Source organism: Streptococcus suis (assembly GCF_002960625.1).
Taxonomy (GTDB): Bacteria; Bacillota; Bacilli; order Lactobacillales; family Streptococcaceae; genus Streptococcus; species Streptococcus suis_T.
Genome location: NZ_POJH01000023.1, coordinates 26467 through 52787, shown reverse-complemented (window position 1 = coordinate 52787; position 26321 = coordinate 26467). Strand labels below are relative to the sequence as shown.

At 42.7% G+C, this 26321-nt stretch carries 29 protein-coding genes; 24 read left to right on the top strand and 5 right to left on the bottom strand.

Features of this window, described 5'->3' with window-relative positions; translation table 11 throughout:
- The first annotated feature begins 252 nt into the window (after nt 1-252).
- The 9 genes from ftsA to ileS all read left to right on the top strand — a co-directional run bounded on the left by ftsA (nt 253) and on the right by ileS (nt 9368).
- On the top strand, nt 253-1629 hold the full coding sequence (gene ftsA / locus C1G49_RS04400) for a cell division protein FtsA (RefSeq protein ID WP_105124761.1): 1377 nt from the start codon (nt 253-255) through the stop codon (nt 1627-1629).
- A 25-nt stretch (nt 1630-1654) separates the two neighbouring features.
- A complete protein-coding gene (gene ftsZ / locus C1G49_RS04395; protein WP_105124760.1) occupies nt 1655-2890 on the top strand; it encodes a cell division protein FtsZ in 1236 nt (411 codons plus the stop codon).
- Between the two features lies 1 nt (nt 2891).
- On the top strand, nt 2892-3572 hold the full coding sequence (locus tag C1G49_RS04390) for a YggS family pyridoxal phosphate-dependent enzyme (RefSeq protein WP_105124759.1): 681 nt from the start codon (nt 2892-2894) through the stop codon (nt 3570-3572).
- 10 nt (nt 3573-3582) lie between these two features.
- Nucleotides 3583-4137, top strand: coding sequence for a cell division protein SepF (gene sepF / locus C1G49_RS04385; RefSeq protein ID WP_105124758.1), 555 nt, complete (start codon nt 3583-3585; stop codon nt 4135-4137).
- A 4-nt stretch (nt 4138-4141) separates the two neighbouring features.
- Nucleotides 4142-4405, top strand: a complete 264-nt coding sequence (locus tag C1G49_RS04380; protein WP_105124757.1) for a YggT family protein — start codon at nt 4142-4144, stop codon at nt 4403-4405.
- 2 nt (nt 4406-4407) lie between these two features.
- Nucleotides 4408-5199, top strand: coding sequence for an RNA-binding protein (locus C1G49_RS04375; RefSeq protein WP_105124756.1), 792 nt, complete (start codon nt 4408-4410; stop codon nt 5197-5199).
- A gap of 8 nt (nt 5200-5207) precedes the next feature.
- Nucleotides 5208-5897 carry a DivIVA domain-containing protein gene (locus C1G49_RS04370; protein WP_105124755.1) on the top strand — a complete coding sequence of 230 codons (690 nt, stop codon included), beginning with the start codon at nt 5208-5210 and terminating at the stop codon, nt 5895-5897.
- 231 nt (nt 5898-6128) lie between these two features.
- Nucleotides 6129-6566, top strand: coding sequence for a GNAT family N-acetyltransferase (locus C1G49_RS04365; protein WP_105124754.1), 438 nt, complete (start codon nt 6129-6131; stop codon nt 6564-6566).
- Between the two features lie 12 nt (nt 6567-6578).
- A complete protein-coding gene (gene ileS, locus C1G49_RS04360; RefSeq protein WP_105124753.1) occupies nt 6579-9368 on the top strand; it encodes an isoleucine--tRNA ligase in 2790 nt (929 codons plus the stop codon).
- Between the two features lie 266 nt (nt 9369-9634).
- On the opposite strand, the gene C1G49_RS04355 is transcribed toward ileS, so the two are convergent.
- The 3 genes from C1G49_RS04355 to C1G49_RS04345 form a co-directional block, all read right to left on the bottom strand.
- Nucleotides 9635-9943 carry a DUF1827 family protein gene (locus C1G49_RS04355; RefSeq protein ID WP_105113716.1) on the bottom strand — a complete coding sequence of 103 codons (309 nt, stop codon included), beginning with the start codon at nt 9941-9943 and terminating at the stop codon, nt 9635-9637.
- A 55-nt stretch (nt 9944-9998) separates the two neighbouring features.
- Complete coding sequence (locus tag C1G49_RS04350; RefSeq protein ID WP_105124752.1) at nt 9999-10457, bottom strand: NUDIX hydrolase; 459 nt, start codon at nt 10455-10457, stop codon at nt 9999-10001.
- A gap of 163 nt (nt 10458-10620) precedes the next feature.
- Complete coding sequence (locus C1G49_RS04345; RefSeq protein ID WP_105124751.1) at nt 10621-12849, bottom strand: ATP-dependent Clp protease ATP-binding subunit; 2229 nt, start codon at nt 12847-12849, stop codon at nt 10621-10623.
- A gap of 218 nt (nt 12850-13067) precedes the next feature.
- Between C1G49_RS04345 and C1G49_RS04340 the strand changes: the two genes are divergently transcribed.
- The 4 genes from C1G49_RS04340 (at nt 13068) to C1G49_RS04325 (ending at nt 15804) form a co-directional block, all read left to right on the top strand.
- Complete coding sequence (locus C1G49_RS04340) at nt 13068-13298, top strand: DUF1797 family protein (protein WP_024532454.1); 231 nt, start codon at nt 13068-13070, stop codon at nt 13296-13298.
- A 124-nt stretch (nt 13299-13422) separates the two neighbouring features.
- Nucleotides 13423-14103 (top strand): amino acid ABC transporter permease, encoded by a 681-nt coding sequence (locus C1G49_RS04335; RefSeq protein ID WP_105124750.1) that lies wholly within the window; start codon nt 13423-13425, stop codon nt 14101-14103.
- Between the two features lies 1 nt (nt 14104).
- The gene (locus tag C1G49_RS04330; RefSeq protein ID WP_105124749.1) at nt 14105-14839 is read left to right on the top strand and encodes an amino acid ABC transporter ATP-binding protein; all 735 of its coding nucleotides are present in this window, start codon (nt 14105-14107) and stop codon (nt 14837-14839) included.
- 116 nt (nt 14840-14955) lie between these two features.
- On the top strand, nt 14956-15804 hold the full coding sequence (locus C1G49_RS04325; RefSeq protein WP_105124748.1) for a bifunctional methylenetetrahydrofolate dehydrogenase/methenyltetrahydrofolate cyclohydrolase: 849 nt from the start codon (nt 14956-14958) through the stop codon (nt 15802-15804).
- 77 nt (nt 15805-15881) lie between these two features.
- Here C1G49_RS04325 and C1G49_RS04320 read toward each other — a convergent pair whose 3' ends face one another.
- Complete coding sequence (locus C1G49_RS04320) at nt 15882-16790, bottom strand: neutral zinc metallopeptidase (protein WP_105124747.1); 909 nt, start codon at nt 16788-16790, stop codon at nt 15882-15884.
- Nucleotides 16791-16954: 164 nt separating this feature from the next.
- Between C1G49_RS04320 and xseA the strand changes: the two genes are divergently transcribed.
- From xseA to C1G49_RS04270, 10 genes are all read left to right on the top strand, one after another.
- The gene (xseA, locus tag C1G49_RS04315; protein WP_105124746.1) at nt 16955-18298 is read left to right on the top strand and encodes an exodeoxyribonuclease VII large subunit; all 1344 of its coding nucleotides are present in this window, start codon (nt 16955-16957) and stop codon (nt 18296-18298) included.
- Nucleotides 18273-18488 carry an exodeoxyribonuclease VII small subunit gene (locus tag C1G49_RS04310; RefSeq protein WP_029186527.1) on the top strand — a complete coding sequence of 72 codons (216 nt, stop codon included), beginning with the start codon at nt 18273-18275 and terminating at the stop codon, nt 18486-18488. The genes xseA and C1G49_RS04310 overlap by 26 nt, the downstream gene beginning before the upstream one ends.
- Complete coding sequence (locus C1G49_RS04305) at nt 18488-19357, top strand: polyprenyl synthetase family protein (protein ID WP_105124745.1); 870 nt, start codon at nt 18488-18490, stop codon at nt 19355-19357. The genes C1G49_RS04310 and C1G49_RS04305 overlap by 1 nt, the downstream gene beginning before the upstream one ends.
- Nucleotides 19350-20171 (top strand): TlyA family RNA methyltransferase, encoded by an 822-nt coding sequence (locus C1G49_RS04300; RefSeq protein WP_105117511.1) that lies wholly within the window; start codon nt 19350-19352, stop codon nt 20169-20171. Before C1G49_RS04305 ends, C1G49_RS04300 begins: the two co-directional genes overlap by 8 nt.
- Complete coding sequence (locus tag C1G49_RS04295; protein ID WP_105124744.1) at nt 20164-20589, top strand: arginine repressor; 426 nt, start codon at nt 20164-20166, stop codon at nt 20587-20589. Before C1G49_RS04300 ends, C1G49_RS04295 begins: the two co-directional genes overlap by 8 nt.
- Nucleotides 20590-20592: 3 nt before the next feature.
- Nucleotides 20593-22254 (top strand): DNA repair protein RecN, encoded by a 1662-nt coding sequence (gene recN, locus C1G49_RS04290; protein WP_105124743.1) that lies wholly within the window; start codon nt 20593-20595, stop codon nt 22252-22254.
- A 95-nt stretch (nt 22255-22349) separates the two neighbouring features.
- Nucleotides 22350-23183, top strand: coding sequence for a DegV family protein (locus C1G49_RS04285; protein WP_105124742.1), 834 nt, complete (start codon nt 22350-22352; stop codon nt 23181-23183).
- Nucleotides 23176-24009: an SGNH/GDSL hydrolase family protein gene (locus tag C1G49_RS04280; RefSeq protein ID WP_105124741.1), complete on the top strand. Its 834-nt coding sequence runs from the start codon at nt 23176-23178 to the stop codon at nt 24007-24009. Before C1G49_RS04285 ends, C1G49_RS04280 begins: the two co-directional genes overlap by 8 nt.
- Complete coding sequence (locus tag C1G49_RS04275) at nt 23981-24574, top strand: YpmS family protein (RefSeq protein WP_105124740.1); 594 nt, start codon at nt 23981-23983, stop codon at nt 24572-24574. Before C1G49_RS04280 ends, C1G49_RS04275 begins: the two co-directional genes overlap by 29 nt.
- Before the next feature lie 93 nt (nt 24575-24667).
- The gene (locus C1G49_RS04270) at nt 24668-24943 is read left to right on the top strand and encodes an HU family DNA-binding protein (RefSeq protein ID WP_105106668.1); all 276 of its coding nucleotides are present in this window, start codon (nt 24668-24670) and stop codon (nt 24941-24943) included.
- A 357-nt stretch (nt 24944-25300) separates the two neighbouring features.
- Here C1G49_RS04270 and C1G49_RS04265 read toward each other — a convergent pair whose 3' ends face one another.
- On the bottom strand, nt 25301-25573 hold the full coding sequence (locus C1G49_RS04265; protein WP_105124739.1) for a YiaA/YiaB family inner membrane protein: 273 nt from the start codon (nt 25571-25573) through the stop codon (nt 25301-25303).
- Nucleotides 25574-25832: 259 nt separating this feature from the next.
- On the opposite strand from C1G49_RS04265, the gene C1G49_RS04260 reads away from it, so the two are divergent.
- Entirely contained in the window at nt 25833-26300 is a 468-nt protein-coding gene (locus tag C1G49_RS04260) for a GNAT family N-acetyltransferase (protein ID WP_105124738.1), read from the top strand.
- The last annotated feature ends 21 nt before the right edge of the window (nt 26301-26321 follow it).

The following is a 26321-nucleotide window of genomic DNA, read 5'->3' as shown; positions in this document are numbered from 1 at the left end:
TGTTTTTCATTATTAGTTACCAACTTGTCCCATAGTAAGTTCTAGCTTATTTTTTTGTCTCAGTCTAATTTCCAGTTTTGGCGTTAGACTAGAACTTACTTTGAGAATTTAGGGATAAAGAAAAAATTATAAAATAATCCTTTATTATCCCCAAATTCGAATAGAATATGGTATAATGAAAGATGACTAATTATACTATTTTTTAAAATGGAAGATGATTTGTTAAAGTGGAAGTAAGAGAGGACTGATAGAATGGCTAGAAACGGCTTTTTTACGGGATTAGATATTGGTACAAGCTCCGTTAAAGTCTTGGTTGCAGAATATAATGAAAATGAAATGAACGTAATTGGTGTCAGCAATGTGAAAAGTGCTGGTGTCAAGGATGGGATTATTGTCAATATTGAGGTTGCTGCTGGTGCGATAAAAAAGGCTATCGAGCAGGCGGAAGAAAAGTCAGGTTTGCGTATTGAGTCAATTAACGTTGGTTTGCCTGCAAATCTACTTCAAATCGAGCCGTCTCAAGGCATGATTCCAGTGACGACCGATTCACAAGAGATAACCGATGTGGACGTCGAGAATGTTGTGAAGTCAGCGTTGACAAAGAGCATGACTCCTGAACGCGAAGTGATTTCGTTTATCCCAGAAGAGTTCATAGTTGATGGTTTCCAAGGAATCAAGGACCCTCGTGGCATGATGGGTATTCGGTTGGAGATGCGTGGGATGCTCTATACTGGTCCACGTACCATCCTTCACAACCTTCGTAAAACGGTTGAACGTGCAGGTGTACAAGTTGAAAATGTTGTCATTGCTCCACTTGCATTGACACGGTCTGTATTGAATGAGGGAGAGCGTGAATTTGGTGCTACTGTGATTGATCTCGGTGGAGGTCAGACAACAGTTGCGGTGATGCGTGGTCAAGAATTGCATTACACCAATATCTACCAAGAGGGTGGCGATTATATTACCAATGACATTTCAAAAGTCTTGACAACATCAAAAAGTATTGCTGAGAACTTGAAATTCAATTACGGTATTGCCTACCCAGCAGAAGCGAGTGACAAGGAGAAATTTACAGTTGATGTTATTGGTGAAAATGCACCGGTTGAAGTTACAGAACGTTATCTCTCAGAGGTGATTGCAGCTCGACTTCGTCAGATTTTTGAGCGAGTGAAGCAGGACTTGGAAAGAACACGTGCTTTAGACTTACCAGGGGGTATTGTTCTTGTAGGTGGTGGCGCTATTTTGCCAGGGATCACTGACTTAGCACAAGAGGTTTTTGGGACACATACCAAGCTCTTTGTTCCAAATCAAATCGGAATTCGCAATCCGTCCTTTGCGAGCGTAATCAGTTTTGTTGAGTATGTAGGTGAACTTGAAGAAGTGGCAGATATCGCTCAACGTGCTGTAAATGGTGAGACCTTCTTAAGACACAAGCCTGTAGATATTCCGATGGCACGCCCACGCAATAATCAACCAATTCAGAAAGAGATTGTGAATGAATTGAATGTGGTAGAACCGGAAGAATCAACCATTCCCATTTATACTAGCGAAGTAGAAGATAGTCGTCCAGCAACCAAAGGAAATATAACAGAACGTATCCGTGGTATGTTTGGAAGTATGTTTGAGTAAGAGAATAGAAAAGGTGATATAAACTATGGCATTTTCATTTGAAGCAGCAGCAAGTCATGGTGCTGTCATTAAAGTAATCGGTGTCGGCGGTGGTGGTGGTAACGCCATCAACCGTATGATTGAAGAAGGTGTAGCAGGTGTTGAGTTTATCGCAGCCAACACAGATGTGCAAGCCTTGAGTAGTTCAAAAGCGGAAACGGTTATTCAGTTGGGTCCAAAATTAACCCGCGGTCTAGGTGCTGGAGGTCAGCCTGAAGTTGGTCGTAAGGCGGCTGAGGAAAGCGAAGAAGTGTTAACAAACGTTCTTTCAGGAGCTGACATGGTCTTCATCACTGCTGGTATGGGCGGTGGCTCAGGTACAGGTGCGGCACCAGTTATTGCACGTATTGCTAAAAATTTGGGTGCCTTGACTGTAGCCGTTGTAACGCGTCCATTTGGTTTTGAAGGTAACAAACGTGGTAACTTTGCTATCGAAGGTATCGAAGGTCTTCGCGAACAAGTAGATACACTTTTGATTATTTCAAACAACAACCTTCTTGAAATTGTTGATAAGAAAACTCCACTTTTGGAAGCTTTGAGTGAAGCTGATAATGTTCTTCGTCAGGGTGTCCAAGGGATTACAGACTTGATTACCAATCCTGGTTTGATTAACTTGGACTTTGCGGATGTGAAGACTGTTATGGAGAACAAGGGCAATGCTCTTATGGGTATTGGTATCGGAACTGGTGAAGATCGTGTCATTGAAGCGGCTCGTAAAGCAATTTACTCACCACTTCTTGAAACAACAATTGATGGTGCAGAAGATGTTATTGTCAACGTTACAGGTGGTTATGATATGACCTTGACGGAAGCTGAGGATGCCTCTGAGATTGTTCACCAAGCGGCTGGTCAAGGAGTAAATATCTGGTTGGGAACATCTATTGATGAAACCATGAAGGATGAAATCCGTGTAACCGTTGTTGCAACAGGTGTGCGTCAAGAGGCAGCTGAAAAAGCTACTCGCCACCGCACTGAAACGGTTGCGCCACGTCAAGCACAACGTTTTGATCATCCAGTAGCACCAGCTACGGCTCCTGTTCGTACGACTGTATCACATGTCGAAACACCGAAAGCTTCTGCCTTTGGTGAGTGGGACTTGCGTCGTGAAAATTTAATTCGTCCTACTGATACAGAGCCATCTTCTGCAGTAGCTGTTGAGAAGTTTTCAATGGAGCATGATGAAGATGAGTTGGATACGCCACCATTCTTCAGAAACCGTTAAGATGGATTTCCAAAAGAACAAGGATGATGTATTTTTAGCTGTGGCTCAAGCAGCTGAAAAGGCAGGGCGTCCAATTGAATCTGTAAATGTAATAGCTGTCACCAAGTATGTTGACAGCTCTATTGCTAATATGCTAGTAAAAACAGGGGTAAGACACATCGGTGAAAACAGAGTTGACCTGTTTTTAGATAAATACAAGGCCTTAGCAGACCAAAATCTCACTTGGCACTTGATTGGTACACTGCAAAGACGCAAGGTTAAAGATGTCATCAATTTTGTAGACTATTTCCATGCCTTAGATTCTGTCAAATTAGCTCAAGAGATCGATAAACGAGCTACCAGAAGAATTAAGTGCTTTTTGCAAGTCAACATATCTGGTGAGGAAAGTAAGCATGGATTTGCCTTGTCAGAGATTGATGATGTCTTATCTGAAATAGCTAACTATAAAAATATTGAGCTTGTTGGCTTGATGACAATGGCTCCTTTTGAAGCAGATGAAGTAGAGCTTGCTTCTATATTTTCTAAAATGAAGCAAGTACAAGAAGAGTTGGCAGGTCGGCAGTTACCAGGTATGCCCTTTACAGAATTAAGTATGGGCATGAGTGGTGATTTTGACATAGCTATTGAACATGGGGCAACCTATGTGAGAATAGGAACGGCATTTTTTGAGTCAGTGAAATAGGGAGAAAACCGTGGCACTAAAAGATACATTTAAAAATTTATTCAATTACTTTGAGGTTGACGATGTCAATGAGGCAACTGAGCAAGAAGAAGCTTACTCAATGCCAAATGAAAGACCTAAAATGCGTGTTGCAAATGCAACGCAGAGTGTTAATGAGCAACAGAATAAGCCTGAAACACGTAGGGAAACACGCTCAGACTACCAGGTGCAGCGACTTAGTGAGAAACGCCAAGAATTGAGGACAGCAAGTCCAAGCGAGATGTCAAAATCTACAATTGACATTAAGTTTCCAAAGCGGTATGAAGATGCTCCGGAAATGGTTAATCTACTCTTGGACAATGCTAGTATTTTGATTGATTTTCAGTATATGTCTGAGCAACAGGCAAGACGTTGTTTGGATTATCTAGATGGAGCACGTTCGGTTTTATCTGGTAATCTGAAGAAAGTGTCTAATACTATGTGGTTATTGACGCCTGTTAATGTTACTGTACATATTGAAGAATTGCGTAATGCCAATAATGGACAAGGGGCAGATACGACTTTCGATTTTGATATGAAGCGATAAACGTATGCAAATTCTGATTTTAATCCTATTAAAATTTGTAGAGATTTATTCCTATCTCTTATTTGCCTATGCTTTATTGAGCTGGTTCCCTGCTCTATTCACAAGTCCCCTTGGTCGTTTCTTAGAAAGTCTAGTTAGTCCGCTCTTGAAACCCTTTCGGCGCTTGAACTTACAATTTATGGGCTTAGATTTGACAGTCCTGGTGGCCATGCTAGTCTTGAATATGGGAACACGCCTATTGGTGCAACTCTTAGTTGGCCTGGTATAAACATGAAGAGTGAAAAGCATATTTTGGAACATTTTGCCCGAGAGGAGAGGGAATTTGTTGAGAAGGTGATGGATATGTGTCAGCAAGTTGAGGATACTTATTCCTACAGATTGACAAGTTTTTTAAATCCTAGGCAGGATGCTGTTGCTCAGATGATTGCCAATTATTACCACTTACAAGCGTTTTCGACAAGGGACTTTGTCCCAACAGAGTATTCTCGTGTCATTCTTGCTCCTAGCTACTATGTCTTGGACAAAAAAGATTTTGATGTGATGGCCCTAGAACTTGTCTACTCTAGAAAGTTTCACAGTTTATCACATTCACAGGTACTGGGAACTTTCTTGAATAAATTGGGTATTCGGAGAGAATACTTAGGTGATATTCTTATTAGAGAAGATGAGTTACTCATTTTTTTGGATAAGAAGTTTGGAGAACTGGCAATTCAGACCATTGCTAAAATTGCAAGGGTTCCTGTTAAGCTGATGGAACGAGATTGGCAGTCTACGCCAGTCCAAATGAATGAAGAACCTTTCTTTAAGGAAGTTTTGGTTTCCAGTATGCGATTGGACAAGTTAATTGCAGTAGCCTTCCATCTGTCACGAACCAAGGTAGATAAGTTGATTGCAGCTGGTCATGTAAAATTGGACTATGTTCAGGTAGAACAAGCAGGTAGGCAGGTTGAGTTAGGACAATTGATTAGTCTTAGAAAGTACGGAAGAATTCGAGTAAGCGAACTTTTAGGTTTTTCTAAGCAAGGTAAAGTAAAATTAAAGTTAGAAATGATTAAAACATAGGGGGAAAAATGGCACTTACAGCACTAGAATTAAAAGATAAAACTTTCGCAACCAAATTTAGAGGTTATGATGCGGACGAAGTGGATGACTTTTTAGATATTGTTACTCGTGATTATGAGGAATTGATACGTAAAAATCATGAGCAAGAAGCAGAATTAAAGACACTTCGTGAGCGCTTGACATATTTCGATGAAATGAAAGAATCCTTGAGTAAGTCAGTACTTTTAGCGCAAGATACAGCGGAAAAGGTAAAACATGCGGCTGAGGATCAGGCGACAAATATTATTAAGCAAGCCGATTACGATGCAGCTACCCTTTTGCATGAAGCTAAGGATAAGGCCAACGAAATCCTTCGCAATGCAACGGATAATGCTAAGAAAATTGTTATTGAAACTGAGGAATTGAAGAATAAAACTCGTATTTTCCATCAACGTTTGAAATCAACCATGGAAAGTCAACTATCACTGGTTAATTCGTCTGAATGGGAAGAGATTCTTCGTCCGACAGCGACCTATATTCAAACCAGTGACGAAGCCTTCCGTGAGGTGCTTCATAAGGCTTTGGATGAGGAAGTATCCATTGAAGAGGATAGCTTAGACTATACTCGTCAGTTGACCTCTGACGAAATTGCAGAATTAGCTCGTCAAGCAGAGGCTTTTGACAAAGGGGAAACAAACGAAGTTTCCATTGCAGAATAACTATCAGATACAAAGACAGTATTGCTAGAAATATGTTCAGCGAGCAGGTGATGGTGGAAGACCTGCAATCCCTTTCTAGTCAAGGATCCCTTTGTCTGATCTTTCCTGAACAGTTAAGTAGGGAAAGACGTCGGTTCACGTTACGAACATAGAGGGATGGGGGAAACCCTATCTAAACTAAGGTGGTACCACGAACTTTCGTCCTTATTGGCGGGAGTTTTTTTATATGTTATGATAGGATTAGAATTAGTAAATAAGGATAATTTTGAAGAAGTCTTGCAAGTGCAGGTCTTAGAAGAGGACCAGCGTCGAGTTGCAACGGTTGAATATTCTCTGGCTCAGGCTTGGCTCTATCGGGAGGAGGGACATCTGCTTCCTTATGCAGTCAAATCAGGGCAGAAAATCGTAGGTTTTGTATTGTTGTCTATACAAGAAGACAAGAGCTACTATGTGTGGCGTTTGTTAATAGACAGGCATTATCAAAATAGAGGCTATGGTAAGGAAGTCATCCGGCAAGTGATTGGTCTGGCTAAGGAAGATCCAAGTTGCCACACAATTACCATGAATTATGTAATCGGCAATCATAAAATGCGGTACATCTTAGAAAAATTTGGCTTCCAATCAGTTGGTATGATTGGACAAGAAATAAAAATGGAATTAACTTTTTAAAAAGGAGATAAAATGAAATTAAAAGAAACCCTTAACTTAGGTCAAACGGCCTTCCCAATGCGTGCAGGTTTGCCAACTCGTGAACCAGAATGGCAAAAGGCTTGGGATGAAGCAAACTTGTATGCTCGTCGTCAAGAACTCAACGCAGGCAAGCCAGCCTTCCACCTCCACGATGGCCCTCCATACGCAAACGGAAATATCCACGTTGGACATGCCCTGAACAAGATTTCGAAAGACATCATCGTTCGTTCTAAGTCCATGTCAGGCTTCCGTGCACCCTTTGTACCAGGTTGGGATACGCACGGTCTTCCTATTGAGCAGGTCTTGGCAAAACAAGGTGTCAAACGCAAGGAAATGGACTTGGTCGAATACCTTGAAATGTGCCGCGATTACGCTCTTAGCCAGGTTGACAAGCAACGTGATGATTTCAAACGCTTGGGTGTTTCTGCAGACTGGGAAAATCCATACATCACCTTGACAAAAGACTACGAAGCAGCTCAAATCCGTGTCTTCGGTGCTATGGCAGACAAGGGCTATATCTACCGTGGTGCCAAGCCTGTTTACTGGTCATGGTCATCTGAATCTGCCCTTGCAGAAGCTGAAATCGAATACCATGACATTGACTCAACATCTCTGTATTATGCCAACAAGGTCAAAGATGGCAAGGGACTTTTGGATACAGACAGCTACATCGTTGTCTGGACAACCACTCCATTTACAGTAACGGCTTCTCGTGGTTTGACCATGGGAGCAGACATTGACTATGTCTTGGTTCAACCTGCTGGCTCAGACCGTAAGTACATCTTGGCAGAAGCCTTGGTAGATAGCTTGGCAGCCAAATTCGGTTGGGAAACCTTTGAAGTGATTTCAAAACACAAGGGTGCTGAATTTGAATATATTGTGACAGAGCATCCATGGGATAGAGAAGTGGATGAATTGGTTATCTTGGGTGACCACGTCACAACGGACTCGGGTACTGGTATCGTCCATACGGCTCCAGGCTTTGGTGAGGATGACTACAATGTCGGTGTCAAATATGATTTGGAAGTTGCGGTAACTGTCAACGAACGTGGCTTGATGAATGAAGCTGCGGGTCCTGATTTTGAAGGTCAATTCTATGATAAGGTTGTGCCAACTGTTAAGGAAAAATTGGGTGACTTGCTCCTTGCTAGCGAAGTCATCAATCACTCCTACCCATTCGACTGGAGAACCAAGAAACCAATCATCTGGCGTGCAGTACCGCAATGGTTTGCCTCTGTTTCTAAATTCCGTCAGGAAATCTTGGACCAAATCGAAGCAACAACTTTCAATCCATCTTGGGGTAAAACGCGTCTTTACAACATGATCCGTGACCGTGGTGACTGGGTCATCTCTCGTCAACGTGCTTGGGGTGTGCCACTCCCTATCTTCTATGCAGAAGATGGTACAGCCATTATGACCAAGGAAGTGACAGACCATGTTGCTGTCCTTTTTGAAGAGCATGGTTCTATTATCTGGTGGAAATCAGAAGCAAAAGACCTCTTGCCAGCAGGCTTCACCCATCCAGGTTCACCAAATGGCGAATTTACCAAAGAAACAGACATCATGGACGTTTGGTTTGACTCAGGTTCCTCTTGGAATGGCGTCATGAATGCCCGTGAAAACCTTGCCTATCCAGCAGACCTCTACCTAGAAGGTTCTGACCAATACCGTGGTTGGTTTAACTCATCCTTGATCACCTCTGTAGCCGTAAATGGTCATGCCCCATACAAAGCTATCTTGTCACAGGGCTTTGTCCTTGATGGTAAAGGCATGAAGATGTCTAAATCTCTAGGGAATACCATCCTTCCAAGTGATGTTGAGAAACAGTTTGGTGCAGAAATCTTGCGTCTGTGGGTGACATCCGTTGATACTTCAAACGATGTGCGTGTGTCTATGGATATCCTTGGGCAGGTTTCTGAAACCTACCGTAAAATCCGTAATACCCTTCGCTTCTTGATTGCCAACACTTCTGATTTCAATCCTGCAAGCGATGCGGTAGCCTACGACGAACTTCGTTCTGTTGACCAGTATCTTTTGGTGAAATTTAACAAGTTGGTAGCTCAAATCCGTGAAGCCTACGACAATTATGATTTCATGGCTATCTACAAGTCTGTCGTAAACTTTGTGACTCTTGATTTGTCAGCTTTCTACCTCGATTTTGCCAAAGATGTCGTCTACATTGATGGTGCTAAATCACTTTCTCGTCGTCAGATGCAGACAGTATTCTATGACATCTTGGTGAAAATTACCAAGCTCTTGACTCCGATCTTGCCACACACGGCAGAAGAAATCTGGTCCTACTTGGAACATGAAGCAGAAGAATTTGTACAATTGGCGGAAATGCCAGAGGTGGAAACATTTGGCAATGAAGCGCAGCTTTTAGCTGATTGGGAAAGCTTTATGGTCTTCCGTACAAAAGCTCAAAAAGCCTTGGAAGAAGCACGTAACGCTAAAGTGATTGGTAAATCGCTAGAAGCACATCTGACTGCCTATGTGTCAGTTGAAACCAAGTCCTTCTTGGAGAGCTTGAATGCAGACCTGGCTCAGTTACTCATCGTTTCAAACTTGACAGTAACCACGGAAGCAGCTCCTGAAAGTGCACTTGTGGTGGATGAAGTTGCCTTTGCTGTAGAACGTGCAGCCGGTGAAGTGTGTGATCGTTGCCGCCGCATTGATACTAGCGTTGTTGAGCGTAGCTATGGAGCAACCATCTGTGACCACTGTGCTAGCGTAGTAGAAGAAAACTTTGCTGAAGCAGTAGCTCAAGGTTTTGAAGCATAAAACAGATATAAAGTCTATCTTTTGAGATAGGCTTTTTCTTTGTATGGTTATTTGAGTTGGCTAAGACACATCATCGCTTTCGGCTTGTCCTACTCTACAAAAGTATCTTGCTCTGCAAGTTATATGACCACTGGGCTGAAATCTTGATACCAACTCTGAGAAGCGTTACGGGACTTGAGCCCAGCTTCCAACCTAGACCTCAGTTCCTTGTCTGAAAGCTCTTCATTCGACTGTATATTGGACAAAAAAAGAAGCCCGTTGGCTTCTTAGATTTCAGTGATAATGGGAATAGACATTTCAATCAACCGTTCGGTATGGATGGTTTGAATAGCAGCCTTGTCAATTGTTCGTTCATCAATCTTGCGGTGAAGGAAGAAATCACGGATTTTTTCGATTTCGGATTGTTGCACAGCCCTGTATTTGTTGCTAATCAAGAGTTCATAGTGACGAGGGGCCTGGGTGAAAATAACATCTGTATTACCAGCAGAATAGGTTTCTACTAGAAAGGCATCGGTATTGGCCAACTGATTTTGGACCAGGTATGAATGACTATTTGTCGTATTTATGATTTTCATGTGGAACCTCCTACATCTCTTTAGTTCCATTATAGCACGCTAGGGGGTGTTTTGGCTAGTTATCAGACACATTTTCTTGCAATTTCCATTGTTCAATTCCCCACTTGTGACTGCCTCGTTTGAGTTTTTCGATGGCCTCATCGATTGGGAACCAGGCAATGTGGTTAAAATCCTCTAAAGGTAGGCCGACCTGGTGGTAGCTGGTCACTTGATAGATGTAAGCGGGGTTGTAGAAGTAGGTATCTCGATGGCTAGAGTAGAAATATTCGTCAGCCTGACCATAATAGTGACCAATTTCGGCTGTAAAACCAAGCTCTTCCATTAGTTCGCGTTCTAGGGCGATGAGATGATTTTCCCCTTTTTCGATTTCCCCACCTGGTAGGAACCAGGCACCATTTGGTGCTTGAACGAGGATGATATTTTCTTTATTTTCATCCGGGATAACAGCATAGACACCAAATCGATTTTGATAGTCTACGTCAGCCTTCTTTTCTCCAAAAACGGCAATATTCATAGTAAACTAAGTCCTTTTTTCAATTGAGATGACTATATTATACCATTTTTCTTACATTTTTCATCAGACTAGCCTTTTCTGGTCAAATTAGGTATTTTTTATATGTGAGGAAGGATTTTTGAAAAAATGGAACTGGTCAAGTTACCAGTCCCGCTTTTCCTACTTATTTTGTTTTTGTATGTGCCTTGATTTGAATGTTCCCCTTGCTGGTCATAACAGCGCGAAGGTCTTTTTCGCTTGGATTTTCCAAGTAGAAGTCTGTAATAGCATCTTCAATCTGATCCTGAATGGTTCTGCGTAGTGGCCGAGCCCCCATTTTTGGATCGTAACCTAGATCAACTAGCTTTTCTTTGACCTTATCTGTCACATGTAAGCTAATACCGTTATTAGACAAGCGTTTGTTGACATCATCAAGCATGAGGCTGACAATTTCGAGAAGGTTTTCCTTGCTGAGTGGTTGGAACTCGATGATTCCGTCAAAGCGGTTCATGAATTCTGGACTGAAGAAATTGCTGAGTTGGCCAAGAACCGACTGGGTGCGACCTTCCATGGCTGCTCCAAAGCCTACACTTGCTTCAACCTTACCAGTTCCAGCATTTGAAGTCATGATGATAATGGTGTCTTTGAAGCTGACCGTGCGTCCCTGTCCATCTGTCAGACGGCCGTCGTCTAGGACTTGGAGGAACATGTGCATGACATCAGGGTGGGCTTTTTCTACTTCATCCAAGAGGATGAGAGAGTAAGGATTGCGGCGGACTTTTTCAGTTAGCTGACCGGCTTCTTCATAGCCTACATAGCCTGGAGGGGCACCGACTAGCTTGGCAACGGCATGTTTCTCCATGTACTCAGACATATCGAAGCGAATCATACTATCGGCTGAACCGAAGAGTTCAATCGCTAGTTGCTTGGACAGCTCTGTTTTACCGACACCGGTTGGTCCGACAAAGAGGAAGGAGCCGATTGGGCGGTTTGGCGCTCCAAGACCAACACGGTTGCGGCGAATGGCCTTGGCAATCTTATCAACAGCTTCATCTTGACCGATAACATGTGCCTTGAGATCGCTAGCCAGGTTGATTAATTGAGATTGTTCTTTTTCTTTCAAATCGCCAACAGGTATGTTGGTTTTTTGTTCTACGATGGCTTCAATTTCCTTTTCAGTAATGAGGGGAATATCTTCCTCGCTGATGGTTGCTTTTTGCATTTCCTTATACTTGGCAATCTGGTCACGGAAATAGGCAGCCTTTTCATAGTCCTCGTCACGAGTTGCTTGGGCCTTACGATTTTCGGCATCAATTAAGCGTTGGTCGATTTCTTTTGGATCAACAAAATTGAGGGTCAGGTTCATCTTAGAACCAGCTTCGTCCAGTAGGTCAATGGCCTTGTCTGGCAAGAAACGGTCTTGGATATAGCGATTTGAAAGAACCGCAGCAGCTTCAATAGCTGCGTCAGAGTATTTGACATGGTGGTAATCCTGATACTTATTCTGGATACCCTTGAGAATGATAATGGTTTCTTCAACGCTTGGTTCTTCGACCTTTACAGGTTGCATGCGGCGTTCTAAGGCTGCATCTTTTTCAATAATCCGGTATTCGTTGAGGGTTGTTGCACCGACTAGCTGCATTTCGCCACGGGCAAGGGCGGGTTTGAGGATATTTCCAGCATCCATATTGCCATCACCAGCAGAGCCAGCACCGACAATCTCGTGGATTTCGTCGATAAAGAGGATAATCTCACGACGATTACGGATTTCTTCCATTAGTTTTTGCATGCGTTCTTCAAATTGACCACGGATACCAGTCCCTTGTACCAGGCTGACAACGTCTAATCGGATGACTTCCTTACCTTGCAATTTTTGTGGCACATCGCCGTCGACAATTTTTTGAGCCAACCCTTCAACAACAGCGGTTTTACCGACACCTGGCTCACCGATGAGGACAGGATTGTTCTTGGTACGGCGGTTGAGGATTTCGATGACACGTGTAATTTCTTGGTCACGGCCAATCACTGGGTCAATATCACCACGGCGGGCAATTTCCGTCACATTGATACCAAACTCTTCTAAAAGTCCATTTGGTTGTTGTGGTTGCTGAGGTGGTGGAGTTTGCCCACCACGCCCGTTGTTCCCTCCTGCTTGTGTTGGTGGGGTTTGGTCACGTTTCTTGCCAGCTGGAGTGTTTCCTGGATAGCCTCCCAAGTGATTGAAGAACTCGCTGAAAGGGTCCATATTATTTGGATTGGTCAAATCTCCCAATCCTTTTAGAATAGCATTATTTGGGTCAGTTTTCATAATTTGGTAGCAGTTATGGCAGAGATCTACCTGTTGTTGCTTACCATTTAGATTGGTATAGAGATGGATGGTTGCATCGTTGATTTTACAGTTATGACAGAGCATCGTTCTACCTCTTTCTTTAGAATGGACCTTTGTCAAATAGTCAATAAAGGTCAGTTATAGCTTTATTATAACAAGATTTAGGGAATAATCAAGAAACTGCTATATTCGGAACATAATCACTTGGATGCCTTGGAACTGACAAGAAAATGTTGAAAAATCAAGACTTTTTTTATAATATGTGGTAAAATGTTTTTATAAAAAGGATTAGGAGAAGGAATATGGAATCACATTTGGTGAGAATTATCAATCGTCTGGAAGCTATGGCTAACGATGGCGGTACATTGAAACGTAATTTTGAGCGTGAAGGTGTTGTTGTTGCAGAAGTGGCTTATAGCTATGACGAGGAAAATGGTTCAGTATTTACCTTGCGTGATGTTGCTGCTCGTGAAACCTATACGTTTGACAGCATTGACTTGATTGCGATGGAAATCTACGAATTGTTGTACTAAGAACAAGCTCGAGCACCGATAGGTGCTTTTTTCTTGCAATAAAATGAATATCTAAGCAAAAACAGTTGCATAAATATACAAAAATGGTATAATGGTGTCTAAATCATATTTGAGGAGTGAATGAATGGATTTTTCTTTCTTGCCTGATTATTGGGCATATTTTAATTATGGGGCCCTTGTAACCCTTATTATCGCTTTTTTCTCGGTTTTCTTTGGTAGTATTTTAGGGACGCTCTTGGCCTTTGCCCAACGCAGTAGATATAAGGTTCTGGTTTGGCTTGCCAATATTTATGTCTGGATTTTCCGCGGTACTCCAATGGTAGTACAGATTATGATTGCCTTTGCCATGACCAACTTTGTGGCGCCGACTATCCAAATTGGAATCTTAGATGTAGATTTGACGCGTTTAATTCCAGGGATTATTGTCATTTCAATGAACTCAGGTGCCTATGTTTCTGAAACCATTCGTGCGGGTATCAATGCTGTGCCAAAAGGTCAATTGGAAGCTGCTTATTCATTGGGTATTCGTCCAAAACAAGCCATGCGCTATGTCATTATGCCACAGGCTATCAAGAATATTCTCCCTGCTTTGGGAAATGAGTTTGTGACTATTGTTAAGGACAGTTCGCTCCTGTCAACCATTGGTGTTATTGAGTTGTGGAATGGTGCTCAGACAGTTGCGACAACGACTTATCTCACTCAAAGTCCGCTTATTTTTGCAGCCTTCTATTATTTGATGATGACCAGTATTTTGACCCTAGGCATTCAAGCTCTTGAGAAAAAATTAAACAAGGGAGGACACTAAGATGACAGAAGCAATTATTTCTATAAAAGATCTTCATAAGTATTTTGGTGAAAATGAAGTTTTAAAAGGGATTGATTTAGATATCCAGCAAGGTCAAGTGGTTGTCATCATCGGTCCATCTGGTTCTGGGAAGTCAACATTCTTGCGTACCATGAATCTCTTAGAGGTACCGACCAAGGGAACGGTGACTTTTGAAGGTGTCGATATTACGGATAAATCAAATGATATTTTCAAGATGCGTGAGAAGATGGGGATGGTTTTCCAGCAGTTTAACCTTTTTCCAAATATGACCGTATTAGAAAATATTACCCTGTCACCTATTAAGACAAAAGGAATTGCTAAGACAGAGGCAGAGGCTAAGGCACATGAATTGTTGGCAAAAGTTGGATTACCTGACAAGGCGGATGCCTATCCACAAAGTCTATCAGGTGGTCAGCAACAGCGGATTGCTATTGCCCGTGGTTTGGCCATGGATCCAGATGTCTTGCTCTTTGATGAACCAACTTCTGCTCTTGATCCTGAAATGGTTGGTGAGGTACTTGCGGTTATGCAGGACTTGGCCAAGTCAGGTATGACTATGGTAATCGTAACCCATGAAATGGGCTTTGCGCGTGAAGTGGCAGATCGTGTTATCTTTATGGATGGAGGCTACATTGTTGAAGATGGAACTCCAGAAGAAGTTTTTGAACACACCAAGGAAGAACGGACCAAGGATTTCTTATCCAAAGTCTTGTAAAGGGAACTCCGACATTGTTCGGAGTTTTTTGCTGTTTTCAGATGAATTGGGTGAGAACCTAGTCAAATCAGTGGCAAATAGGGTATAATGAAGAAAAAATGAGGAGATTTTAAGCAATGACAGTGATTGATGGAAAGGCCTTGGCAGCCAAAATGCAGGCAGCTCTGGCAGAAAAAACAGCTCGATTAAAAGTGGAAAAGGGCCTGGTACCAGGCTTGGTCGTTATTTTGGTTGGAGAAGACCCAGCCAGTCAGGTCTATGTCCGCAATAAAGAACGTTCAGCCCTTGCTGCTGGCTTTAAGAGTGAGGTTGTACGAGTGCCAGCTAGCATTTCAGAAGAAGAACTTTTGGAATTGATTGAGCGCTACAATCAAGATGATGCATGGCATGGGATCTTGGTACAGTTGCCACTACCATCCCATATCAGTGAAGAGAAAGTCTTGTTAGCCATTGATCCAGACAAGGATGTGGACGGTTTCCACCCGACCAACATGGGTAAATTCTGGTCAGGCCACCCGGTCATGATTCCATCCACACCCGCGGGTATTATGGAAATGTTCAAGGAATACCAGATAGATTTAGAAGGCAAAACAGCTCTGGTTATTGGTCGTTCCAACATCGTTGGCAAACCTATGGCCCAGCTCCTTTTGGATGCCAATGCAACTGTAACCATCGCTCATTCACGTACAAAAAATCTTGCAGAATTGGCTCGTCAGGCGGATATTTTAGTCGTTGCGATTGGTCGTGGACATTTTGTAACCAAGGAATTTGTCAAGCCAGGTGCAGTAGTGATTGACGTGGGCATGAACCGTGATGAAAATGGCAAACTGATTGGGGATGTCAAGTATGATGAGGTAGCAGAAGTTGCTAGTCATATTACCCCTGTTCCAGGTGGAGTTGGCCCTATGACCATTACCATGCTCATGGAGCAAACTTATGAGGCTTGTGTCAGAAGTGGGAAATAGGTAAGTAGGCGAGGTTGGCAAGAGCTGACCTCATTTTTTTATAAGAAAATCCCCAGTCATGAAACTGGGGATTGCTTTTATGGATTGCTTACTGAGAAGGTGTCGGCGTGGGCAAGGTCACCATAGGTATAGCCGAGGTTAAACCATTTTTTACGTTGCTCAGAAGTACCGTGGGTGAAACTATCTGGGACAGTACGGCCGTAGGCTTCTTGTTGAAGAGTGTCATCACCAACTGCATGGGCAGCATTCATGGCTTCATCAATATCGCCAACATCTAAGATACCCTGACCATCGACATATTTGGCCCAGGCTCCTGCATAGTAGTCAGCTTGCAATTCTAGACGGACATTGAGGGCATTGCCTTCCTTGTCTGATAATTGAGCACGTTTTTGGTGGTAGGCACCAAGGACTTCCAATTCATTTTGGACATGGTGACCGACCTCATGAGCGATGACATAGGCCATGGCAAAGTCACCAGCAGCCTTGTATTTGCTAGCAAGTTCTTGATAAAAAGAAGTATCGATATAAATCTTTCGGTCAGCTGAACAATAGAAGGGGCCGGCTTGAGCAGAGCCGGTTCCACAGCCTGTTTGGGTCTGGTCCGTATAGAAAACAAGGGTTGGTGCTTGGTAGGTTAGACCATTTCTTGCAAACTCTTGTGTCCAAAAATCTTCTGTTGAGGCCAGTACCTTACTCATGAATTCTGCATCTGCGTCAGAAACACTGCTACCACTTGTCGTAACCTGGCTAGACTGATATGGATTGGTGTTGGTTGTTGGTGAAAGTAGACCACCTAGATTGGACATGCCACCAAAGGCAAAGAGGAGGACCACTAGCACCAATTTTCCCTTCCATCCCAGACGGGAGAAGAGCAGGCTAAGTAAGATATTTCCACCAGCTGAACCACCAGAGTAAGACGAACCGGAGCTTCTTTGTCCCCTGCGGTCTTCAATATTGGAACTTTTTCGTAAATCATCAATTTTCATATAAATCTCCTTAGAACTTGTTATCAAGTTCCTTTTTCTCACAAACTATTATATAGCAAATTGCAGAAAAAAACACAGGAAAGCTATTGGAAATGATGTGTCCAGTTCTGTATAAATGTGCAATTTTTGGTATAATGGTAGAGATACAGACAGAAGGAGTGGACATGGTTGAATATTTAACGGTTAGCCATCTAACTAAGTATTTAAAATTAAAGTTTGACCGCGATCCTTATTTGGAGAAGGTCTATTTAACAGGGCAAGTGTCCAATTTCCGCAAACGACCTAGCCATCAATATTTTTCGCTCAAGGATGACAAGGCGGTCATCCAAGCGACCATGTGGGCTGGTGTCTACAAAAATCTGGGCTTTGATCTTGAAGAGGGAATGAAAATCAATGCGGTTGGTCGTGTGCAATTGTACGAGCCTAGTGGTGCTTATTCCATCATAATTGAAAAGGCAGAGCCAGATGGTATTGGAGCCTTGGCTATCAAGTTTGAGCAGCTCAAACAAGCTCTGACCCAGGAAGGACTATTTAAGCAAGAATTCAAGCAAGAATTGCCACGGTTTACTAAGAAAATCGGTGTCATTACCAGTCCTAGTGGAGCGGTCATTCAAGATATTATTACCACAGTCAGTCGACGTTTTCCAGGCGTAGAGATTGTCCTCTATCCGACCAAGGTGCAAGGAGATGGGGCTGCCCAGGAAGTTGTTGCCAATATCCAAAAAGCCAATGAGCGTGATGATTTGGATGTCCTCATTGTTGGTCGTGGCGGTGGTTCTATTGAAGACCTGTGGGCTTTCAATGAGGAAATAGTGGTTCGGGCTATTTTTGAATCACGTATTCCTATCATTTCCAGTGTGGGTCACGAAACAGATACAACTCTGGCAGACTTTGTGGCAGACCGAAGGGCAGCCACTCCGACAGCTGCAGCAGAATTGGCGACCCCTGTGACCAAGGCAGATTTGCTGGGCTATTTAAGTCAGCAGGAAAATCGAGCCTATCAGGCCATGACCAATCGCTTGAAATTCCTGAGAGGTCAGCTTGAGAAAATTAGCCAATCAGTTATGTTTCGACAGCCTGAACGCTTATACGATGGTTATTTGCAAAAATTAGACCGCTTGACCAATCAGTTGCAGACACGGATGAAAGAAGTATATAGCCAGCAGAAACAGGCTAGCTTATTACTCAATCAACGCCTACAAGGCCTACAACTTGGCCGTAAAGTCGAGAGTTTCCAAGAAAGAATTATCCAGCAGGAACGACTCTTGAAGAGCAATATGGCCAATATTTATGATAACAAGATGTCCAAGGCAGACAAGCTGATTGAGGCCTTGACCATGCTAGATACCAGTCGCATTGTAGCTCGTGGCTATGCCATGCTTTTACAAGATGGTCGGGTTTTAGACAGTGTGGAAACGATACAAAAGGGTGAACACCTGACCATTCAGATGAAGGATGGTCAACTTGATGTGGAGGTAAATCATGTCCAAAAAGACAAAAACATTTGAAGAAAATTTAGCTGAATTAGAAGGAATTGTAACCAAATTGGAGCGTGGGGATGTAGCCTTGGAAGAGGCACTTGCCGAGTTTCAAAAGGGTATGGTTTTATCTAAGGATTTACAAAAGACACTTGCTGAAGCTGAAAAGACCTTGGTCAAGGTCATGCAGGCAGATGGCAGTGAAGCGGAGATGAACTAATGGGAGCCAGTAAATTGCAGCAACTTGAGGAAACCATGGCAGGTTTTTATGAACCTCAGGTAGCAGAACGCCTCAACCAAGCGGTTCTTTATTCGCTACAGGCTGGCGGGAAACGAATTCGTCCCTTGCTCCTCTTAACCCTCTTGGAGTCTTTTGGAGTGGAATTAAAACAAGCTCATTACCAAGTAGCTGCCTGTGTCGAGCTCATTCACACTGGTAGTCTGATACATGATGATCTGCCAGCCATGGACGATGATGATTACCGTCGGGGACGTTTGACCAACCATAAGAAATTCGACGAAGCGACAGCTATTTTAGCAGGGGACAGTCTGTTTTTAGATCCTTTTGGTTTTTTGGCTCAGGTAGATTTGCCAGCTGTGACCATCCTTGCTCTCGTGAGAGAGCTTTCTCAGGCATCAGGGACTTTTGGAATGGTTGCTGGTCAGGTCTTGGATATGGCAGGCGAGGGACAAAAATTATCTCTCGAACAATTACAAGCCATCCATGCCAATAAGACTGGAAAATTATTGACCTTTCCCTTTGTCGCAGCTGGTTTGATTGCTGGACAGTCAGATGAGGTTATCCACCTTTTGCGAAAAGCAGGTCAATTAGTCGGTCTAGCCTTTCAGGTGCGGGATGATATATTGGATGTGACGGCCACTTTTGAGGAAATCGGAAAAACACCGCAAAAGGATCTATTGGCAGAGAAATCTACCTACCCAGCTCTGATGGGCTTGGAGGCCTCAAAAGTCTTTCTAGAAGACAGCCTGAATCAAGCAAGCAGTGAGCTAGATCAAGTGGCTCAACTAGTCCCGTTTTCAAGAGAAGAAATCAAAAAAATCATAGAAAGTTTACGAATCAATGGCTAAGGAAAGAGTAGATGTACTGGCTTACAAACAGGGGCTTTTTGAAACCAGAGAGCAGGCCAAGCGCGGTGTTATGGCTGGGCTAGTTATTTCAGTTATCAACGGCGAGCGATACGACAAACCTGGCGAGAAGATTGACGAGGGAGTTGAGCTCAAGCTCAAGGGAGAGAAACTCAAGTATGTCAGCCGTGGTGGTCTGAAATTGGAAAAGGCCTTGCAGGTTTTCGACCTATCAGTTGAGGGGCAAACGACCATTGATATTGGGGCTTCGACAGGCGGATTTACGGATGTTATGTTGCAGGCTGGCGCCAAGCAGGTCTATGCTGTTGATGTCGGAACCAATCAGCTGGCTTGGAAATTGCGCCAGGACGAGCGTGTCATCAGCATGGAACAGTACAATTTCCGTTATGCTGAGTTGGCTGATTTTGAAGTGGGTCAACCAAGTTTTGCTTCGATTGATGTCAGTTTTATCTCTCTAGGCTTGATTTTACCAGCTCTTCACAAGATTTTGGTAGACGGTGGTCAGGTTGTAGCCTTGGTTAAACCCCAATTTGAAGCAGGTCGGGAGCATATCGGTAAGAACGGAATTGTCAAGGATAAGGCAGTTCACATCAAGGTCTTGGAAGATGTGACTGCTATGGCTGTCGTAACCGGTTTTTCTGTAAAGAGCCTTAGTTTTTCACCTGTTCAAGGCGGTCATGGTAACACGGAATTTTTAGCTCATTTGGAAAAATCAAACCAGCCTAGCCCGATTGAACACAGTGAAATAAGAAATATAGTCGATCAAGCACACGAGGAATTTAAGAAGGATGAATAAACGAGAACGATTAGAAGTCATTAAAGATTTGGTAGTCCGATTTCCCATTGATACTCAGGAAGAAATTGTGGAACGCTTGGAAGCCTTGGGGGTTCATGCAACCCAGGCTACTGTGTCCCGTGATATCAAGGAATTGGGCATTATCAAGGTTCCATCAGCTGACAAGGGATATGTCTATGGCTTGCCTAAAAGTAGCCTAGTCAAGGTCAAGTCCAATAATATTCTTGATTTTGCAGTCATGGACAAGATGGTCAACTTAAAATTGGTACCAGGGAGTGCAACGGTCGTAAAAAGACAGATTTTGGAGTATTTTCAAGAAGAAATATTTTCAATCATTGCTGACGATGACAGTATTCTGCTCATTCTGAAGGACCAGGAAACCATCCCCAATTTAGAACGTACGATAAAAGGGTGGTAGGTCATGTTATTAGAAGTTTCGATTAAGAATTTTGCCATTATTGAACAAGTATCACTCAATTTTGAAAAGGGGATGACCATCCTATCTGGTGAAACGGGGGCCGGCAAGTCTATTATCATCGATGCCATGAACCTGATGTTAGGGGCGCGTGCGACGACGGATGTTATTCGCCACGGAGCAGTCAAGGCGGAGATTGAGGGGCTTTTTTCCTTTGAAAATAGCAGAGCTCTGGAACAGATTTTGAGTGAACAGGGGATTGAAGTTGCGGACGAACTCATTATCCGTCGGGAAATCCTACAAAATGGCCGTTCCGTGAGCCGTGTCAATGGACAGATGGTTAATTTGTCTGTCTTGAAACAAATCGGTCAGCACCTAGTGGATATCCACGGCCAACATGACCAGGAAGAATTGATGAAGGCCCAGCACCATATCCGTCTTTTAGACAGCTTTGGAGAAGATGAGTTTTGGGCTTTAAAAGACCGCTATCAGACCACTTTTGATGCCTATCGTAGCCTCCGCAAACGAGTGCTCGAAAAGCAGAAAAATGAGCAGGAGCATAAGGCCCGCATTGAGATGCTGGAATACCAAATTGCTGAGATTGAAGCAGCAGACCTGCAGTCTGGTGAAGATGTTCAGCTTAATCAAGAGCGGGATAAGCTACTCAACCATAAGCAGATTGCAGATACCTTGACCAATGCCTATGCTCTGTTGGACAATGAAGATTTTTCAAGTTTGAACAACCTTCGTTCAGCCATGGGGGACCTGCAAAGCTTAGAAGAATTTGACCCAGAATACAAGCAGCTTTCTAGCAGTCTGACAGAGGCCTACTATGTTGTTGAAGATGTGACCAAACGCCTCAGTGATGTGGTGGATAATCTAGACTTCGATGGCAATCGCCTGTTGCAGCTAGAAAGTCGGTTGGACCTGCTCCACACCATTACTAAAAAATACGGTGGAACGGTCGATGATGTCTTGGATTATTTTGCAAAGATCAGCGAAGAATACAATCTTCTAACAGGAAATGACTTATCTGGAGATGACTTGGAAGTGCAACTCAAGACCATGGAGAAGGAATTAGTGACCTTAGCCAGTCAGCTCAGCCAGTCCCGACATGAATTGGCTCAGTTGCTGGAAGAGATTATCCGTCAAGAATTACAAGACTTGTACATGGAAAAAGCTCGCTTCCAGGTTCGTTTTACCAAGGGCAAGTTTAACAGAGAGGGGAATGAAACGGTGGAGTTTTACATTTCTACCAATCCTGGTGAAGACTTCAAGCCTTTGGTCAAGGTTGCCTCTGGTGGAGAATTATCTCGTTTGATGTTGGCCATCAAGTCACCCTTTGCCCGTAAGGAAGGCAAGACCTCCATCGTCTTTGACGAGGTGGATACAGGAGTTTCAGGCCGTGTTGCCCAGGCCATTGCCCAGAAGATTTATAAAATTGGACAATATGGTCAGGTCCTGGCCATCTCGCATTTGCCACAGGTGATTGCCATCGCGGATTATCAGTTTTTTATTGAGAAAATATCTGATGACCACTCGACCGTTTCCCGTGTCCGCCTATTGACCAAAGAGGAGCGTATTGAGGAAATTGCCAAGATGTTGGCCGGTGACAAGATTACGGATGCGGCCCGCAGTCAAGCAAAAGAATTAGTTGAAAAAGGTTAGGCAACTAGCCTTTTTTGCTTTTGTTCTTATGTTTATTTTTAGCTTGAAATTTGTTATAATAAAGGATAATACAGAAGAGAACGGAAGGACACTTGATGATGAAGATTAAAATTGTAACAGATTCTAGTACTACAATAGAAGCTGGTTTGGCTAAGGAGTTGGGGATTACCATCATTCCTTTGTCTGTTATGGTGAATGGGGTTGTCTATTCAGATAGCGACTTATCAGAAGGTGAGTTTCTCGACTTGATGAGAGGAGCCAAGCACTTACCGAAGACCAGTCAACCACCGGTAGGTCTCTTTGCGGAAACATTTAGCCAATTAGCTAAAGATGGTAGTCAGATTATTGCGATCCTTCTTTCCCATGCCCTATCAGGTACGGTTGAAGCAGCCCGTCAAGGAGCTACCTTGTCTGGTGCAGATGTGACTGTTCTGGACTCTGGCTTTACCGACCAGGCAGCAAAATTTCAGGTAGTGGAAGCGGCTAGACTGGCACAAGCTGGTGCTAACAAGGAAGAAATCCTTGCGGCCATTGAAGAGGTCAAAGATAAGACTGAACTATATATCGGGGTATCTACCCTAGAAAATCTTGTCAAGGGCGGTCGTATCGGTCGTGTGCAAGGTATGCTCAGCAGTTTGCTCAACATTCGAGTTATCATGGAAATGAAGAACCATCAATTAACCCCGATTGTCAAAGGGCGTGGCAATAAGACTTTCAAAAAATGGTTGGATGAATTTGCGAGCGGATTGAACAATAAAGATGTTGCAGAAATTGGTATTTCCTACTCAGGCAAGGCGGACTTTGCCCATGAAGTAAAAGACTTGCTCCAGCCCCATGTAGAAACAGATATTTCTGTATTGGAAACAGGTTCTATCATCCAAACCCACACGGGTGAGGATGCCTGGGCTATCCTAGTTCGCTATGAATAATAGGAAGTTGATACAGGGACTTGTCTTCTTTTTTCTCTGTTTATTAGGGTCAATCTTCCTATTCCATCAGTTAATCCCACAGGCGCCGTCACGCATCAGTCAGGAAGAGCTAGGTCTTTCAGTGAATAGGAAATTTCGCTATTTGGCTCTCGGGGACTCCTTGACAGAAGGAGTGGGGGATGTGACAGGTCGAGGTGGTTTTGTCCCCTTGCTTGCCCAGTCGCTAGTCAATGAGTACGGTTATGAGGTAGACGCTCAAAATTTTGGAGTTTCCGGCAACACCAGTAAGCAAATCTTGAAGCGGATGAAGGAGAATGAGGAACTCCAACAGGCCTTAAAAGAAGCTGATTTATTAACCGTGACGGTCGGTGGAAATGATCTTCGTAAAGTCATTGTCAGTAATTTAAGTAACCTCAAGCTCTCTATCTTTGATAAGCCGGCAAGGGAATACGGGAGAAATCTAGAAAAGATTGTCAAACGGGTAAGACAGGAGAATGCTGATCTCCCTATCTATATTTTGGGAATTTACAATCCCTTCTATCTTAGTTTTCCTGAATTGACCGAGATGCAGACTGTGGTTGATAAATGGAATCAGACAACCAAGCAAATCACGGAAAAATACAAGGATGTTTACTTTGTAGAAATCAATGACTTGCTCTATAAAGGTTTGGAAGGCGAGATGGGGCTTAGCCAGTCGAGTTCGGCTAGCACAAATAATTTATTGTACGAAGATGATCATTTTCATCCCAATAATACGGGATATGAAATCATGAAAAAAGCACTATTGGAGAAGATGTATGAAACTGAGAAAAGCTGGAAACCTTAATATCTGGAAATGGCTCTTCTTGGTTCAATTGGCTCTAACATTGGGGGCGGGTCTGGTTTTTCTCAATCGTATCCAAGTTAAGAGAGAAAATATGACGGAATTGGTACCATCTAGCCAGACAGATGCAAAAGTGGGGACTTTCGCGACCAATCGTGAAGCCCTTAATCAAACCATTGCCAACTATTTAAAAGATTATCAAACGGAGAATTTTTCTTACCAATTATTTGTGACTAACCAACAGGTTGTTTTTGAAGGAACCTATCAGGTTTTTGGTGCGAAAATTCCCCTCTATATCTATTTTCAACCTCTCAAAATGGAAGATGGCAATGTTCTTCTACGAATATTGGAAATTTCAGCAGGAAATCTGTCCTTGCCCAAGGCAGAAGTTTTAGCCTATCTGCAAAAAAACTACAAATTACCCACCTTTGTCAAAATAAATTCTCAAGAGGCAGCAATTCAGTTAAAAATAACAGAATTGGACAATAAATTTGGCCTTTACGGTCAGGCCAATACCATTGATTTATACAACGACCAAATTATTGTTGATATATACAGAAAAAGGTAAGAAACCAGCATTAAAAACTTGACCAAATGGCTAAATTTCGGTACACTATAAAAGTGAGTAAAATCTCAGAAAATTATTGGAGGACTTAGCAAAATGGCTAATAAACAAGATTTGATTGCAAAAGTTGCAGAAGCAACTTCATTGACTAAAAAAGATTCAGCAGCAGCTGTTGATGCAGTATTTGCAGCAGTAGCAGACTACCTTGCAGCTGGTGAAAAAGTACAATTGATCGGCTTCGGTAACTTTGAAGTTCGTGAGCGTTCAGCACGTACAGGTCGTAACCCTCAGACAGGTGCAGAAATCAAAATCGCAGCATCAAAAGTTCCAGCATTCAAAGCTGGTAAAGCTCTTAAAGACGCTGTAAAATAATAAAAAGGTCCAGTGGACCTTTTTATCTTTTGCTTGAAAACGGGAGAGCAAAACTGGGAATAGACTGGTTTATCCCTCGCTAAAAAACAAAAGAGCGAGGCTAAGCATCAAAAAGCCCGTCATATCAAGCTTTCTAGCTTGTCCGACGGGCTTTTTTCTGTGTTTTGGGGCTCCCAGAGTCATGGGAGTGACTCTGGGAGGTTGGAGATGAAGCAAAAGCCTTTTGCGTCAAATAGTCATGGGAGTGACTCTGGGAGGTTGGAGATGAAGCAAAAGACTCTTGAATCAATAAGGGGTAAAAAAGAAGAAACAACCAGTAGCTGATTATTCCTCCAATAGTATATTATTTGAATCAATTTATTTTTCTTCGTCTGGGCCAAGTGCTGCTTGTTGCAACAAGTGGTTGTAGTTATCTTCGTCTTCCTGGTTGTCACGAACGACTTTTGAAACCGTAAAGGATGATGAAATCAAACCAACAGAACCCATGAGATAGTAGCCTTTAACCATGAGAGGCTCTTTCAGCGTATAAAGACCAATCAAGATCAAGGCAACGAAGAAGATGAAGGAAGCCCAAGCCATTAAGGTAAAGGCAGGTGTATTACGGTAAATTTTCTTTTTCACTTTATTCATAAAAAGAATCTCCTTTTTGTTTTTCACTAGTATAGCATGAATAGTTTGACCTAACAAGTTAGTTTTCATAAGAGAGTGTGACAGCGGAAAGAATAGCAAAAAAACCAGTCAAGGACCGGTTTTTAAGGAGATTTATGAAAAATTTTAGGATACACTTATAGTATAACCGAATTTTTATATAATTCATCGGTCTTTAGACCTATTTTGTTAAAAAACAAACTTTTGTTATAATAGAGAACAAAAGTAAGAGGAGATTTTTATGACCATACGTAAAGCTACACAATCAGATATTCCAGTATTAAATGAATTATTGCAAGATATCTTACAGGTTCACCATCAGGCTCGACCAGATATTTTTAAGAGTGAGGGTCAAAAATTTTCTGAGGAACAATTAAGGCAGTTATTGGACAATCCTGCTAAGTCAGTTTTTGTTTATGAACTGGAAGGTCAAGTTGTTGGTCATCTTTTTTGTGAAATCACGACTGCGACTGGTGATGTATTAGAACCAGTCAAGACCTTGTATATTGATGATCTGTGTGTGGCTAGTTCTGCGCGTGGTCAAAAAATTGGTGAGCAATTGTATACATTTGCTCTCTCTTATGCCAAGGAGCAAGGCTGCCACAATCTAACCTTGGATGTATTGGCAGACAATGCGGGGGCTGTTCGATTTTATGACCGTTTGGGTATGAAACCACAAAAATTCCGTATGGAGCAACTAATTGATTAAAAAAAGAGGGGTTCCCTCTTT